This window comes from Lactococcus muris (genome assembly GCF_042849115.1).
Taxonomy (GTDB): Bacteria; Bacillota; Bacilli; order Lactobacillales; family Streptococcaceae; genus Lactococcus; species Lactococcus muris.
This window is the reverse complement of record NZ_BAAFQO010000002.1, coordinates 17,735-32,725: the sequence shown is the minus strand read 5'-3', so window position 1 is coordinate 32,725 and position 14,991 is coordinate 17,735. Positions and strand designations below refer to the sequence as shown.

At 41.2% G+C, this 14,991-nt stretch carries 10 protein-coding genes; all 10 read right to left on the bottom strand.

Annotated features, from left to right (window positions below):
* Positions 1–21: 21 nt before the first annotated feature.
* Entirely contained in the window at positions 22–816 is a 795-nt protein-coding gene (locus ACGHCK_RS01335) for an SDR family NAD(P)-dependent oxidoreductase (protein WP_251421018.1), read from the bottom strand.
* Between the two features lie 276 nt (positions 817–1,092).
* Positions 1,093–5,352: an acyl-CoA dehydratase activase-related protein gene (locus tag ACGHCK_RS01330; RefSeq protein WP_271328082.1), complete on the bottom strand. Its 4,260-nt coding sequence runs from the start codon at positions 5,350–5,352 to the stop codon at positions 1,093–1,095.
* A gap of 379 nt (positions 5,353–5,731) precedes the next feature.
* Positions 5,732–8,047, bottom strand: a complete 2,316-nt coding sequence (locus ACGHCK_RS01325) for a hypothetical protein (protein WP_271328083.1) — start codon at positions 8,045–8,047, stop codon at positions 5,732–5,734.
* Between the two features lie 42 nt (positions 8,048–8,089).
* A complete protein-coding gene (locus tag ACGHCK_RS01320) occupies positions 8,090–8,722 on the bottom strand; it encodes a hypothetical protein (RefSeq protein WP_251421024.1) in 633 nt (210 codons plus the stop codon).
* Positions 8,723–8,890: 168 nt separating this feature from the next.
* A complete protein-coding gene (locus ACGHCK_RS01315) occupies positions 8,891–9,676 on the bottom strand; it encodes a WxL domain-containing protein (protein ID WP_271328084.1) in 786 nt (261 codons plus the stop codon).
* A gap of 44 nt (positions 9,677–9,720) precedes the next feature.
* Entirely contained in the window at positions 9,721–10,509 is a 789-nt protein-coding gene (locus ACGHCK_RS01310) for a WxL domain-containing protein (protein WP_251421028.1), read from the bottom strand.
* Between the two features lie 47 nt (positions 10,510–10,556).
* Positions 10,557–11,582: a WxL domain-containing protein gene (locus ACGHCK_RS01305; RefSeq protein WP_251421031.1), complete on the bottom strand. Its 1,026-nt coding sequence runs from the start codon at positions 11,580–11,582 to the stop codon at positions 10,557–10,559.
* Between the two features lie 36 nt (positions 11,583–11,618).
* Positions 11,619–12,530, bottom strand: a complete 912-nt coding sequence (locus ACGHCK_RS01300; RefSeq protein WP_251421033.1) for a WxL domain-containing protein — start codon at positions 12,528–12,530, stop codon at positions 11,619–11,621.
* A gap of 176 nt (positions 12,531–12,706) precedes the next feature.
* A complete protein-coding gene (locus ACGHCK_RS01295) occupies positions 12,707–13,876 on the bottom strand; it encodes a DUF916 and DUF3324 domain-containing protein (protein WP_251421035.1) in 1,170 nt (389 codons plus the stop codon).
* Between the two features lie 57 nt (positions 13,877–13,933).
* A complete protein-coding gene (locus tag ACGHCK_RS01290; protein WP_271328085.1) occupies positions 13,934–14,962 on the bottom strand; it encodes a WxL protein peptidoglycan domain-containing protein in 1,029 nt (342 codons plus the stop codon).
* Positions 14,963–14,991 lie beyond the last annotated feature (29 nt).

Sequence of the window (14,991 nt, the reverse complement as noted above, 5' to 3'; positions counted from 1 at the left end):
GGCCAATGATTTTTTGTTTATCTAAAAAATTGTCGGAACAAGTCCGCCGTCCATTCGAAGTGCTTCGCCAGAAAAGGCACCTGCAAGAGGACTTGCCACATAAGCGATAAAATTGCCAATTTCTTCGGGATGAATCAAACGTTGGATTGTTGATGTTGGACGATTGTTCACCATGAAGGCGCGACTTCTTTCCTCAACAGAATCCAACTCTGGATAAAGCGATGCCAGTAAACTCTCGACACCCTCTGTTAATGTTGAACCTGGCATCACCGTATTAATCGTTACTGTCGTACCTACTGTTTCACGACTTAAAGATTTCGCCAAAGACAGATTCATCGTTTTGGTCATAGAGTAATGTGGCATTTCTGGACTTGGCATAATCGCTGCTTCTGATGCAATGAAGATGATGCGACCATTTGAATTTTTAGCAAGCATTTTAGGAAGATAAAATTTTGCCAAGGCAATCCCAGAGATAGAGTTGACCTCAAAATAACGGCGCCATTCATCTAAGTCTATTTCTTCAAATTTTGCGTCGTTAAATATCGCCATATTATTGACTAAGATATCAACTTCTGGAAAAGCTTGGAAAAGAGCTTGCCGTTCTTTTTCTACTGATAAATCATAAGCTGCCGGATAAAATGCGCTTTGCGGGTATTTTTTACTTAAATCCTCAATTACTTTTTCAACAACATCCAGTGATCTGCCATTGATAATAACATTAGTGCCTTCAGCTGCTAGACTCTCTGCAATCGCACGACCAATCCCTTTGGTTGAACCAGTCACTAAAGCCAACTTATTTGATAATTTTAAATCCATAAATTCCTCTCCTTCTCATTCAATATAATCTTTATTATAGAACACGGAAATATTTTTGTACAGTACCTACTTTAAAGTTCCCTAAGCACTAAAAGGTATCCAACATTAGAACGAATTGATTGATGCATTCTTTTTAATTGTTAAGGCATCCGTTTCAAAGTTCAAAGTCTCTCTAGCTCACACATCCTTATACAATCATCGCTCTCTATAGATTAGCTTTAGATTCTAAAAACAAAAACAAGCATTTCATGACGAATGCTTGTTTCTTGACTGATTTTAAACGGTTACTTCTTTCTTCATCGCCTTTTTAGCTGTTGCCATCATCAAACGAATCCGATTCAACTGGTTGACCGCAGAAACACCGGGGTCATAGTCAATCGGGCTAATATTTGCTCCCGGATATTGGCGACGTAACTCTTTCAGCATACCTTTACCCACGATATGGTTGGGAAGACAGCCAAATGGTTGGAGACAGACGATATTTTGAACACCATTTTGTAAGAGTTCAATCATTTCTCCTGTCAAGAACCAGCCTTCGCCTGTGTGATTTCCCACTGAAAGGATACCTTCTGTATTGGCCGCAATTTCATAAATAGACTCAATGCCCTCAAAGCGTTCCGACGCTCGCAAAGCCTTGTCCATCGGTTTTTCCAGCATATTAATAATAGAGAGTAGAGCTTTTGCCATCAATTTATTTTTCTTTGCAAAGCCAAGCTCATCGGTTTTCCAGATTTGATTGTATAAAGAATAGTTCATAAAGCCAATCAAATCTAGAACAACTGCTTCGCCGCCTTCTTCTTCGATAATACTCACAATATCGTTGTTGGCTGTTTTGCTGTATTTAACCAGAATTTCACCGACAACGCCCACTCGTGGTTTTTGAATATCAAGGAGTTCGATATTGTCGAAGTCCTTGATTATCTGTTTCATGTTCTTGTTGAACTCAAAAATAGAGGCAGATTTAACATTATGTTGCGCTTTTGCTAACCATTTCGCATGAAGCGCATTAACTGAACCTTTTTCAGCTTCATAAGGTCGCGTCCGATAAACCACGCGCTCAAACAAGTCACCATAAAGCACAGCAATCATAAAACGAGTCAAAAGTGGCACAGTAAACTTGAAGCCTTTCTCTGTCCCTTGATTGCCCATGGATAAGCTCACCACTGGAACTTGAGGAAAACCAGCATCGACAAGCGCCTTACGGAGTAAAGGAATATAGTTTGTTGCGCGACATCCGCCACCTGTTTGGGTCATCATAACAGATGTATTATCCACGTCATATTCGCCAGATTGGAGAGCTTCGATGAGTTGACCAATCGTTATGATTGCAGGGTAGCAAGAATCGTTATTCACAAATTTTAGTCCCTTGTTCACCGAGCTTTGGGTTTCCGGCAACACAACCACATTATATCCTGAAGCTTCAAAAGCATTCTCAAGCAAGCCTTCTTGGTGAATCGGCGACAACATGGGCATGAGGAGCGTGTGTTTTTTAGCCATTTCTTTTGTAAAGACCGGATGTGTTTCAACAATTTCTTTGATCTGGATATTTTCTTCAACAGCGTGTCGACTGCGTTCGGCTACTGCCGCCTTAAGTGAACGTAGACGAATACGCACTGCTCCCATATTTGACCCTTCATCAATCTTAAGGACTGTATAAAGCTTATTATGGTTGCGCATAATTTCTTCCACTTGGTCCGTTGTCACTGCATCCAAACCACAACCAAATGAATTCAATTGCACTAATTCCAAATTTTTATTTTTACACACTACCTGCGCTGCGGCATATAGGCGTGAGTGGTAAACCCATTGATTGACAACGCGCAGCCCAGCAACTTCTTCGAGATGCGCAATGCTGTCCTCTGTTAAAACATGAAAGCCTTCTTGCGTAATAATGTCGGCAATGCCGTGATTAATTTCAGGGTCCAAATGATAAGGACGCCCTGAGAGAACAATAGCTTTTTCCTTGTTAAGGTTAATCTGCATAAGCAACTCTTCTGCCTTGTCCCGAATGTCTTGCTTGAAGTTCTCCATTTCTTCAAAACCGTGGAAAACCGCAGCTTTCACTTCAGGCAAGTCCACAGTAAAACCTTGAGCAAGCAAAGCTTTATAGACATTTTCTGCTACACCTTCTCGGTCAGCTAGATTAATAAATGGCTGAAGGTATTTAACCTTCCCTTCTCGAATTTCATCAATATTGTTACGAATCACTTCGGGATAAGACTGAACAATCGGACAGTTATAATTATTTTCTGCTTGGGCCTGTTCTTTTTGTTCATAAAGCACTGAAGGATAAAAGATAGCCGGAACATCCTTTTGAATCAAGGACATAATATGCCCGTGTGAAAGCTTGGCAGGATAACAAACTGTATCAGAAGGAATTGTTTCAATTCCTTTTTCAAAAAGTTCTTTATCAGACTTAGGGGATAATACTACTCGGAAACCTAGATCCGTTAACATGGTATGCCAGAGCGGATAATTTTCATACATGTTTAGGACACGAGGAATACCTATTTCTCCCCTTGTCTGTTTTTTCTTGGTTAAACTCCGGTATTTGAAAAGCTTCTTGTATTTATAGTCGACAAGATTGACCTTTTTCTCACGTTTATCAACTTTTACTTGTGTTGCTTTTTCTGCGCCTCGCTCACAGCGGTTTCCTGTAACAAACTTACTGCCGTCATTAAAGACCGTCAACGTCATTTTACACTGATTTTCGCAAAGGCCACAAACCATAAATTCTTTTTGTGTGCTGAAAGCTTCCAAATCGTGCAAGTTCAGAATTCTTGATTTTTGCCCAAACTCTTCCTGTTCTAGAGAAATCAAAGCACAGCCATAAGCGCCCATAAGTCCTGCTATAGAAGGACGAACAACTTCACGTTCGGAGATTTTTTCAAAAGCACGAAGTACAGCTTCATTATAGAAAGTCCCACCTTGAACAACAATCTTTGTTCCTAATTCTTCAGGACGTTTGACTTTGATGACTTTATAGAGGGCATTTTTGATGACAGAATAACTTAAACCAGCAGAGATATCACCTACAGTCGCCCCTTCTTTTTGCACTTGTTTCACTTTTGAATTCATAAAGACTGTACAACGTGAACCAAGGTTTACCGGGTGTTTTGCTAATAAAGCAATTTCGGCAAAATCACGCACATCATATTTCAAAGAATGAGCGAAGGTCTCAATGAAAGAACCACATCCGGAAGAACACGCTTCGTTTAAAGATATTGAGCTTAAAGCCCCGTCAGTGATACGCATGGCTTTCATGTCTTGGCCACCAATATCTAAAATAAAGTCGACACCAGGATTAAAATAATCCGCTGCCTTATAGTGCGCCATCGTCTCAACTTCCCCGTAATCGACTCGGAGTGCAGCTTTAATCAGATGTTCACCATAGCCGGTCACTGTAGATTTGGCAATATAAACATCTTCCGGCAGTAAACGATAGACTTCTTTCAAGACAGCAATGACCGACTCCAAAGGTTCGCCATTATTTGAACCATAGTGCTCAAAAAGAATATGTCCTTCGCCATCAATGAGCACAATTTTTGTGGTAGTTGATCCTGCATCAATTCCTAAAAAGGCTGCGCCTTGATGTTCAGAAAGCTTTTTATAGCTTGCTTTTGCCTTAGCATGACGTACTCGAAAATCTGCTAACTCTTGTTCATTTTCAAAAAGACAATCCAAAGTATCCTGCGGAATCAAGCTGTCACTATTGTCATTTTCTAGATTGTCTATTAAAGTGCGAATCGTACTTGTTCTTGTTTCCTCAGCTAACGCAGCTCCCATTGCCACAAAAAGTTGAGGATTTTCGGGAAAAATAACATCCTCTTCTGCGATATCCAAAGTTTCAATAAATCGCTTGCGCAATTCGCTCATGAAATAGAGCGGTCCTCCGAGAAAAGCGATTTTCCCTGTAATCTTACGACCCGATGCTAACCCAGCAATCGTTTGATTCACCACGGCTTGGAATATTGAGGCGGCTATATCTTCTTTGCGTACTCCTTCATTGAGAAGAGGCTGAACATCTGTTTTGGCAAAAACACCACAGCGGCTCGCGATGGGATAAATTTTTTCATAGTCTTTGGCTAATGTATTGACACCCGCAGCATCTACTTTAAGTAAAGCTGCCATCTGGTCAATAAAAGCTCCCGTCCCACCAGCACAAGTGCCATTCATACGAAGCTCTTGGGTCCCTGCATCAAAGAATGTCATCTTGGCATCTTCTCCACCAAGTTCAATCATGACATCTGTTTCAGGGATAAATTTCTCGATAGTAATCGAGCTTGCGATAACTTCTTGAATAAAAGGCACATCAATCACATCTGCAAGCCCCATCCCGCCTGAACCTGTGATTGCTAGGTCAAGTGAACACTCGCCTCGTTCTTCCAATAATTCTTTTAATACTTTTATCGTTGCGGTTTTTACATCTGAAAAATGGCGCTCATATCGGCTAAAAATGAGTTGATAATCCTCATCAAAAACAACGAGTTTTACTGTTGTAGAACCGACATCAATCCCAGCCTTATAATTTTTCATAGTATTTTTTCCTTCTCTATTTGACAGGCTGTTGCTTATCTTATTCATTGTCTATTTTATCATTAATTACTCATTTTTCAATCATCAAGTTACAAGTTAATGTCATTTAAACAACATTATAAAGTAAACCGTTGCTTATGACAAAGATGTTTGACATCCTCCAAAATCCTATACGAGATGGAGTGTTTTCTTTATACAAAGTCTGCTAAAAAAGGAGGGGAGAATTATGGCTGTATGTTATATGAAAAAGTCGAGAAAAATAAATTTCTCGACTACGATTACTTTGATTCTTAAAGCGCTTGAAAAACTTGTGTCTTAAACTCTTTCTTTCCATAATCCTCCGCCACTTTTCAGGTCTTTCAGAAAGATAATCTTCTTTTTAAAGTCCAGGTCCATCATTAATGGAGTATCTAAAGATTCCTGCATGCGTTTGGCCTAAGCGAAGACTATTCCGTGTTTGGAGCTGTACTCCCTTATCTTTAGCAAAGTTGATTTTGTAAAATGTCCCAGAACCTGTCGCCTCAACAAAACTAGGCAGATTATTATCTGTGATCGAAATCACTGGGTGTGCAGTATTTAACTCAAGCGGCTTGCTTCGCTCCCCCTCAAAATCAACCCAACTAAACTTAATGGCATCAGGAAATCTATTTTCTATCATGGTTACCGTAACATGAAAATTCGGTTTTTGTCCACGGTCATCCCCAAGTACAAGATGATTCGTTTCATTTTTTTCTAACCAGTTGCTAAAGCCTCCCCCAAAAGGCAAGCTTGCTAGGTCAATGCTAAAGGTTGAATTCATACTAGATAGGTCCGGGTGCATAAAGGCTCCCAGAGGCTTAAAGAAAGAAATATAGCCTGCGGTCCGTAGAGCGTTCCTCTGCACATCAGTAAACCTATTAGGCTCTAGGTTAACTTGCTGTACACCAGCCCCTGTTGCTACACTGGTCATATTGATAATAGTCCCATGATTTGCCCTTACAAAGGTATCGTTTCCTGTTTGAGCTAGGTTTCTCCTATTGATATCAGCAGTATCAAAACTTCCATCCCACACATTAGCAAAAGGCTCATGATATGTCGATAAGTGTGTCCTCAAACCATTTCCGACACCAACAAGCTCTGACGTAGAGGGATTGTTATCATGATCATAGCTGTCCCCCTCTTTCAAAATACGAATTGGAAAATTTCGAACATTCGCATGAATAACAGGTTGAGCTGTATTGGTATTCCGTGAGTTTATCGTAAATGAACGGACATTATTCAGAACGATTTCTGAGCCTGCGCCTGGTGTTCCAGCTATGGTGGCGTTGTTAGCTGTTTGTGTAGTTGCTGGACTATTGATAATAAATTCACTATCTGGTCCAAAATTCCACCGGACAGCACCATTAAATCCACCCCAGCCACCTGAGCTTCCCGCAGGTAAGCCTCCCGTATTACTCCGACCAATATTCATAACAAGTGAACTGTTGTGTGAGATAAAGCGAGCACCTTCTGCCATATTAAAATCCCAAGTTCTATAGTCGCCATGCTGAAACCATGTATTAAGTCCTGTAATCCCAGTCCGTGCAGTAGACGTGACTAAAAACTCAGAATTTTTTTGAAAATCCCATGTGAAATTATGAATTGAATGACTCTGAGACCGACTCCAGTACATAGCATAAGAAGTATCTAAGTTCATCGTTAGTTTAGCATCTTCATGCAATCTCAAAAGATAACGATCGATCACTTCCATAAAGAAAGGCTGATCATTCCCCCAATTGTAGTCTAGAGCAGTGTGACCATCCAAGACTTCCACATGTGCACCGCCTTCTATAAATTCCCCCTGATTATCACTTCCTGTCAAGTTCCCAGTTCCAGACTGCCAAACTCGGAAATAGTTTGTTCCTGAGAAATTTATATGTGCATAGTGAGCATAGATTGGTGTGGCACTGGTAGTACCTGCACCATTAATGTATCTTACATCTTTATATGTAAAAGTAGGCTTGACATTACGACCCCGGGCTTGAAAAACTCCTCCTGTGATGCTATTGATTACTGTTGCATTAGCGAGTGTCAAGCGTGTTTCAGGTGTAATAGTGACTGTATCATTTGACTGTGCTGGTACTCCAACAGAACCTGATATTGGGTTACTTGTCCGTCCTTGAACACCTGCAAACCAGCCTCGACGCGGACCTCCTCCAGTCCCCTGTGCGTTCGAATCCCCACGACCTCCACTACCATTTGTTGGTGTCGTATCATTGTCAAAATACAATGTATTGCTGTTACCATCAATATATAAGGACCGCCCTTCTCGAATGGTATCTTGGTTGACCGAACCTCCTGCAGCTTGATTTCCCATAATCTGCGACCAAACATTATTTCCAAAAACAGTTCCTGTTACTTCAAAGCGAATTGTTCCATGATTACCTGCAGTAAAGTTAGCCCTTATCGTTGGGGAACTCCCCTCATTTATTGGTGCCAAATTTAACTGTGGACTTAGGTAAGTATCCATCATATCCCGCCAGTTGTCGGTCTGAAAAGTGACTTGCGGACGGCCGAACTCATCTTCTCCCAGTACACCACCAGTTAAAACTGCAGCTGTAGTCGGTTTCGCCATGAATAAGAGCCCGAAAGCCAAAGCAGATAAGACTATGAGTTTTTTTACGGACAATATAGACAATTCCATACACATCCATGAGCTTTTTCTGTGTTTTTTCATTGGTTAAAATCCCCCACACATATTGAATATGTTGACGTGTTCTCAAAGTCCTGAAACGATCGTTGTGGTGATCGTCGCTTCATATTCTTCTTCTGGTACAATCTCGCCCAGACGTTTCCCATCAATAATCATTTCTGCCCGAAGAGTACCTGAAGTTAGAAAGCCGTTGGCATCAGGTAATCCAGTCAAAACCCGGGCCTCGATGGGGCCATATTCTGGTTCAGGTTGTTCAGGATTAAGGAGTCCATACGCAATAGAGTTTGTCGCATTTATCATCGTAGTTGGTCCGCCTGTAACACTGAGTTCAATCGCGCGAACAGGTAAGACATATGGAGCAGAGCCGTTTTCCAAACTTGCAGTAAAATGAGAATATTTTTGATTAACATGAAAACCCGCACCACTTCCTGTGATATTGAGGATTTCAAAGGCGTTAGAAACAGAGGCTTCAAAGAGTAAATCGGCCACTAACTCATCATGGAAAGTCACTCGTCCAAAGTCAATATCTGGTGTTTTAAGTAGGCGCAAACGCTCATTCTCAGGAACAGATGCAGAAACGTCCACACTGGCTCTGCCGTCTAACTGTGTTTCAGGATCAAATTCCGCAGCAATAGCCCGCTCTCCTGGCCCACTTGCCAGCAAAGCAGCTAATCCTACATAATATAATTTTTTTAACATTAGCACCTTTCTATCTCCTATTCTCAAATCCTCTATCGAGAAAAAGATTAAGTATGTTCGTCAAAACTTGGAAGAACAACTCCCTTAAGACAAGGTTTAACTCTTAATCTCTTTCCCAATAGCATCAAAAATCAGTGTTTACTGATTTTTGATTCAATCCATATTACGTTAAGGTTGCGGCGGAACATTTTGCAAGCTCCATGTGATTGTGGATGTGTAAAGTGCTTGTCGCGCTGCACCGCCAGGAACCATTAATCTTATCGAGGTACTCGCGTGTTCTGGATCCTCCTTGTCAGTTCCCAAATCGGTTGTACCAAAACGCAAAAGGCTTGTCCCTGTTCCATGATCTTTTTCGGCCCAGAGAACATTCTGTGATGCACCCGGAGCAAACGAAAGTGTATGCTCCTCAGTATGACCGTTTGCAGGTTTAGGAGAAGATGACATTATTGTTCCATTGTACCAACTTAGTTCAGCCCCTGCCAAAACTGCATTCGCATGTTGAGGAGCATTAGAAGCTACCGTAAACTCTGTCGCCGATACTTGTAGTGTCCACCCTTCAAGCGAGCCTCTGTTGTCCGTTACTTGAACATAATTTGGTCGATTACCGCTACTCGTAGGTTGAAGGCGTGCATACAGAGTTCGGTCAGTGGCTGAAATAGGATTTGTCGTGCCAAAGTGGAAGTTAGAGGCAAAGTCAATCGATAGTGGGCCTGGAGTAGCAGGTCCTGTCGGAGGTCCAGGTTCTTCCGGTTCTTCTGGATCAATTGGTTGCTCTGGGTCTTCCGGATCCACTGGATCAGTTATATCACTTCCCTCAGTAAAACCAACCGCTCCCCAACCCGGATAAGTTGCTACTTCAGCTGCTTCTGCCACTTCTCCAACTGACGGTGCTAATATGCCTACAGCAATAAGCGCCAAAACTGATGATGACATAAGTTTGACTTGTTTCTTCATAGTGTTTCCCTTCTATTTTTAAAGTGAATCATTATTATATATATTTAATTTCCCGGTATCTCTGAGAGTATCCAGGTAAGTGTTGCTTGATAAGTATGGTTTTGGCGATTTGTTCTGATTGGGACAAGGAGTTGAACATCACGATTAAGAAGGGCGGTGTTTACTTCTCCCTTCTTACTGTATAAGTCCATTTCGACAAGATGATTCCCCCAACGAATAGTAGTTGTCCCCGTTCCACTGCCTTGTTCAGCCTGAGCAATGACTACAGAATCTTCCCCTTGACCTAAGAGCGAGGGTGCTCTTGGCTGATTAGAAGGTTGATAACCAACCACTACGGGATTGTACAATAAAATATCTGTAGCTTGAAGTGCCTGCTTGTTTCCATCATAAAATCGTATCGTTTTTTGTAACTTTAAAGTCCAGCCTTCAGCTGTACCACGTTGGTCTGTGACCTGAATAAAATTAGGCGTAATGGTGGACTGACCGTGTTCATCCCTAAGATACTGGGGCTGAGCATAATAAAATACTTTTTCTCCATCCTCCCTGTACATTTTAAACACAAACTCTGAGACATAGTCGATGCTTAGACTACTTCCTGTACCCTGTGAAGATGTTCTGTTTGGCTTCTGTATTTCCTCTGGAAGAGGGCTCATAGGCTGTCTAGCTAAATCACCAGGTCCAGGATGTAAAGGCTGTATAAGACCTGTACCACGCTGAAAACCAACACCTCCTCCTGTCTCATATGGCTCCATTGCCTCTACTGAAGAAGATAGGAAAGGTTGTACTACAACGAGTGAAACAAAGCTCGTTTTCAATGTTTTCTTTAATCTCATTCTCTTTCCTCTCAGTTTTTAATGTTTTCTTTTAAGCCCTGTAAGTCTTAAGGATTTCCAGGGGTAAGGGAAAGCTGCCACTCCAGGTACGTCATATAGGATGCCGAACGCTGTACTGTTGAACCAGGAATCATGAGAGATATAGGACCAAAACGCGGGCGATTCCCAGACTCACCTCCTCCACCAATCCCCATCCGAAAGATATCGTAATACCCTTTTTCAAATAAATCGGGAAGATGATTTTCAAGTTTGTCATCGGGAATATCCGTCACAGTCTCATAGATGGTATTTCCATCGTCATCAAGTATGGGGGCACCGTTTTCATCTAAGGAAGGACGAGCAAACTCTTCTGTATATTCTGCTAAATCACTTACCGTTCCTACAGAGTAATGCCAAGTCATCAAACCTTCGCCTGGATGAGCAACGATGACAGGTTGAAAGCGATTATTAAGTGTGATACTAGGGATTACTTCGCTTGGCTCGACCCATAGGTCTGGTGCATCAGCACTAGTATGGCCACTGGTAAATTTCAACTCTGCACCAATCAGAAAATCACCAGCCTGAGCAGTCGTTTCCTCTGGTGGATTGCCAAGAAGAGCAGTCCACATAAACTGATGAGCTTGCCTCACAGAAAGTGTCCAGCCACCTTGTTCAACCTCTCCTCGCCGATCAGTCACTTGTGCAAAGTTTGGAAAAAGTTCAAAGGCTTCTCCTATATTATTTCCTTCCTCATCAAGACGATGTGCTGGAAAGGGCCGAGCATAGTAAACTCTTTTTTTTGTAGAAACATCACCTTGGCCAAAAACAATACCTGAAACAAAATCAATTGATAATGCTCCAGGAGTACCTGGTTGTGGAGCAGGCATTCCTGGCGGAATAACAGGTTCTATTGGTGAAGTGGGTAAGTCTGGATCAACTGGTCCTACTTGACCACTCCCTGGCGCGAACTGAATGGCTCCCCACGAACGATAATTGGGCAATGCAGAGTTCTCTGCCAAAACTGTCACGGAATGCACTGCCACCATTATTACTGTTAATGCTAGTACAGTATATTTGAGAATCTTTTTATTCATAGTTCTTCCTTCTCTTATCATTTTCACTGCTACTTCTTAGTTTCTAGGTACGTCAGAAAGTGTCCATGTGAATAAACTCTGGTAGCCGGCAGAACGTTGTGCTGTTATACGTGGCACATGGAGAGTAATTGGCCCAAAACGAGGGGCTTGCCCCTTGTCCATCCTATAGTTGTCATAATAGCCTGCTTCAATAAACTTACTGAAGTCGCCTCCCCCTTCCTCTATTTCATCTAACATGTCCTCTGTAATCTCTGGTGGAAGGGGATTTCCCACAGCATAATGCCACGTCCCTTTACCTTGACCCGTATTCGCAGAAAGCACTGGAGCAGAAAGAACTCCCGGAACTAGGATGGTTGACACCCCGCCTGCATAATTCGGAACAGTCTCATCCGGTCTATTGTGTCCAGTTGTTGTACGTCCATGTGAAAAAGTGAGTCTTGCACCAGCTAAGAAGTCTCCTGGTCTTCCCTCTGCTTCACCAGTAACATCAGGTGAAGCCCCTACCCAGCGAAACTGCACATCTTGTCTGACACTCAACATCCATCCTTCCACATCAGGGCGTCTATCTGTTATCTGCACAAAGTTTGGAAAAAACTCTTGTTGCGCCTTTTTCCCATTCTTCTTGGAAATTGTAGCAAGCATAGGACGGGCATAGTAGGTACGATCTATGCGATCAATAGAACCTTGTCCAAAGTAAAGATTTGATACAAAGTCAATCGAAAGTAGCCCACCTGTCGGTTGTCCAGGCTGTTCTGGGATAATCGGTTGATAAGGATTGTCTGGATCAACAGGTCCAACGATTAAATCATCTTTCTCAAAGATAATCTTTGCAGTATTGGTTGTACTTCCTGCTCCTGGCAAAGTCGTAGCAACTGCTGGAGGAACTGTCGTATTTATTGATAAAGTTAGCAATACCAAAATCGTTGATTTCAATAATGTAACTAACATTACAAAAACCTCCTTTTTATTCCGCAGATGTAAAATTATTTTTACATACAATTAACTATATCTTAACATTTCTTAATAGTTTGGCAAAATAATAAGCCTCGAATATTCTCTAGTGACAGATAGAAATCCCCTGCTGTAGAGGATGCGAGACTATTAATTTTTTATTGTATACAATATTATTCTTTTGGAATTTTAGGAAGCTCTTGATTTTCTAGCTGTGCTCTAAGTGCTGCAATTTCAGCCTCTTTCTTAGCTTTTTCCTCTTCTTCTTTCTTCTTACGACGTTTCCAAAGTATGAACCAGATAAGCAATAATATCAAGAGAAGAAGTAAGCCTATAATTAACCATTTCAACCATGAACGATTCTCCGGCTCAATCGTCACATCACGTTCGTTGAAGTCATCGGCTTGTGCTCCAGTAATGGTAAATTCGCGCTCAAACCTCCACTCATGACGATAGGTAACCTCCTCTCCTTCTCTGTTTGTAGCTGTGTAATCCCCCTGATCATCTTTGGTACCATTTACAGTCATAGTCATCAGGTACCGCCCAGGTCGCAAGCGATCTCCCTCTAGTGAAATCGGAAAATCAAAGTTGGTATTGGGAGCCATTTGCATACGGTCTTGATTGACAGAATATACAATGTCGGGATTGTCAATACCTTGTACTTTGGCGTTCACATGCATTCGATTAAGAAAAGTCATTTTAGGATTTTGTAAGTTGACATTAATGACATTGCGATAATTGACTTGTCCAGGAGCTACATTATGCAACTTTAAATCTGGCTCAACTGTATTTTTATTTTGACGCATCAAGAGTGCTATCACGAAGGCAAAACGATTTGTCACAGCAAGCCCTTCCTGATCTGAAGGGACTACTTCCTCCTCTTTGATTTTCTCACGATAAGTAAGACCCCCGACAAGTTGACCATCAAATTTCTCATTAGGCATTTCTAGTTCAATATTAACCGTCTTTTCAGAATGCGCTGGTAAGGTAATTTCACGCTCAGCATTAATCAAATCGTCATAATTGAACCTCAGTGACTCGTCTGGTTCAATGTCGTTAGGCGAATATTCAACAACACCATTAATATTGGTTGTAGCAGAGGTAACATCTTGCTCTATCGTCATCTCACGATTAGTATCATTTTTCAGTGTCACTGTAACGGTTTGCTTCTCCCCAGGCTCTAAAATAAGGTCAAAAAAAGAATGCTCACTTGCGCGATTATCTAGGTCTTTAACATTCGCCGTGGCTGAAAATCCAAGCTGACTTGCTTTCACACTGTCTCTCGGTAATATTATCCCTAAAGTCATCAACAGCGATATGCTAACTATAAAAAATTTTTTCACATCTATCTCCATATTCGTCATTTTATAAAAGTGCAGTCTCATAACAGACCAGTACTTCTACATTGAGTTATCAGTTTGTTTTTTTCTCCCTTTAAACACAGCAAAGGAAAACAAACTGATAATGAAAAAAATACTTGCTGCAATCACAAAGATTTTCGTAATTTGGGGCTGGTCATGAACTGGTTCTGCTGTTATATTATCTTCATTATCGACTATTAAAGTGTATTCAATTCTTTGCTTCTTCTCCTCTTCTGGGATTTTCACACGCATACTTAACTTATACTCCTCTCCTCGTTCAAGCCGTTTTTCATTATTCAAAGGAAGGGTAATTTTTGCTTGTGGTACAATAACACCTTGTCTGGTCTTAAGTTCGGAAACTTTTTCGCCTGAATCAGCAGTAATCACCGCATCCACACTAATACCAGAAAGAATTCGGTGATTAGGATTAATCAACTGTAATGTTTGTGCAGCGACTTCTAACTTACCCAAAGAAAGTTTTAAAGAGGAAGCTTGTACTTCTCCAGTATCTAGCACTAATGCAAAAGCTCTATTATAAACATTGAGAATCCCCCCTGTACGTTCTGCTTCCTTAGTATGACGACTTACATTAATACCACCTATAGCTTGACCTGATAGCTCTTGAGAAAGAGAAATTGTGATAGGGATACGCCTTCTTTCATACGGTGCGAGAGTAACTTTTATTTTCTCTCTTGTTCCCTCTTCTCCGATTTTCACATTCTTGTAAAAATCAAAAGAAGGCGCTCTATACAAATATTCTTGACTTTCCCTGTTCTCTAAACTGTAGTCAATAACTAAATTTTCATTAGTTATTGCTTGATTTGCAGATATATCAAAAGTATTTTCAACTTTACCATTGGTGATTTCAATGTAGAGGACGAACTCTTTTTCATCGCTAATATCCAACCACCAGTAAGATAAATCTTTCCTGTTTTGCTTCTGGGCTTCGCTTGGTATAGCTTGGGCACTAAAATCCATTGCCTGATTATCAAGTCCTTCCTCAGCTTCAGCTTTTGGTGCCAGGACTAGCATTGCACATCCTAAAATTAACAGAACAATCTTTTTCATCTTGTCAATCCCGCTCGAAAATTTCTTTA

Bases quoted from the DNA above. Each gene is read 5' to 3' on its own strand.
- ACGHCK_RS01330 (WP_271328082.1), bottom strand. From the start codon at position 5,352: ATGAAAAATTATAAGGCTGGGATTGATGTCGGTTCTACAACAGTAAAA.
- ACGHCK_RS01290 (WP_271328085.1), bottom strand. From the start codon at position 14,962: ATGAAAAAGATTGTTCTGTTAATTTTAGGATGTGCAATGCTAGTCCTG.
- ACGHCK_RS01335 (WP_251421018.1), bottom strand. From the start codon at position 816: ATGGATTTAAAATTATCAAATAAGTTGGCTTTAGTGACTGGTTCAACC.
- ACGHCK_RS01305 (WP_251421031.1), bottom strand. From the start codon at position 11,582: ATGAATAAAAAGATTCTCAAATATACTGTACTAGCATTAACAGTAATA.
- ACGHCK_RS01325 (WP_271328083.1), bottom strand. From the start codon at position 8,047: ATGAAAAAACACAGAAAAAGCTCATGGATGTGTATGGAATTGTCTATA.
- ACGHCK_RS01315 (WP_271328084.1), bottom strand. From the start codon at position 9,676: ATGAAGAAACAAGTCAAACTTATGTCATCATCAGTTTTGGCGCTTATT.
- ACGHCK_RS01320 (WP_251421024.1), bottom strand. From the start codon at position 8,722: ATGTTAAAAAAATTATATTATGTAGGATTAGCTGCTTTGCTGGCAAGT.
- ACGHCK_RS01300 (WP_251421033.1), bottom strand. From the start codon at position 12,530: ATGTTAGTTACATTATTGAAATCAACGATTTTGGTATTGCTAACTTTA.
- ACGHCK_RS01310 (WP_251421028.1), bottom strand. From the start codon at position 10,509: ATGAGATTAAAGAAAACATTGAAAACGAGCTTTGTTTCACTCGTTGTA.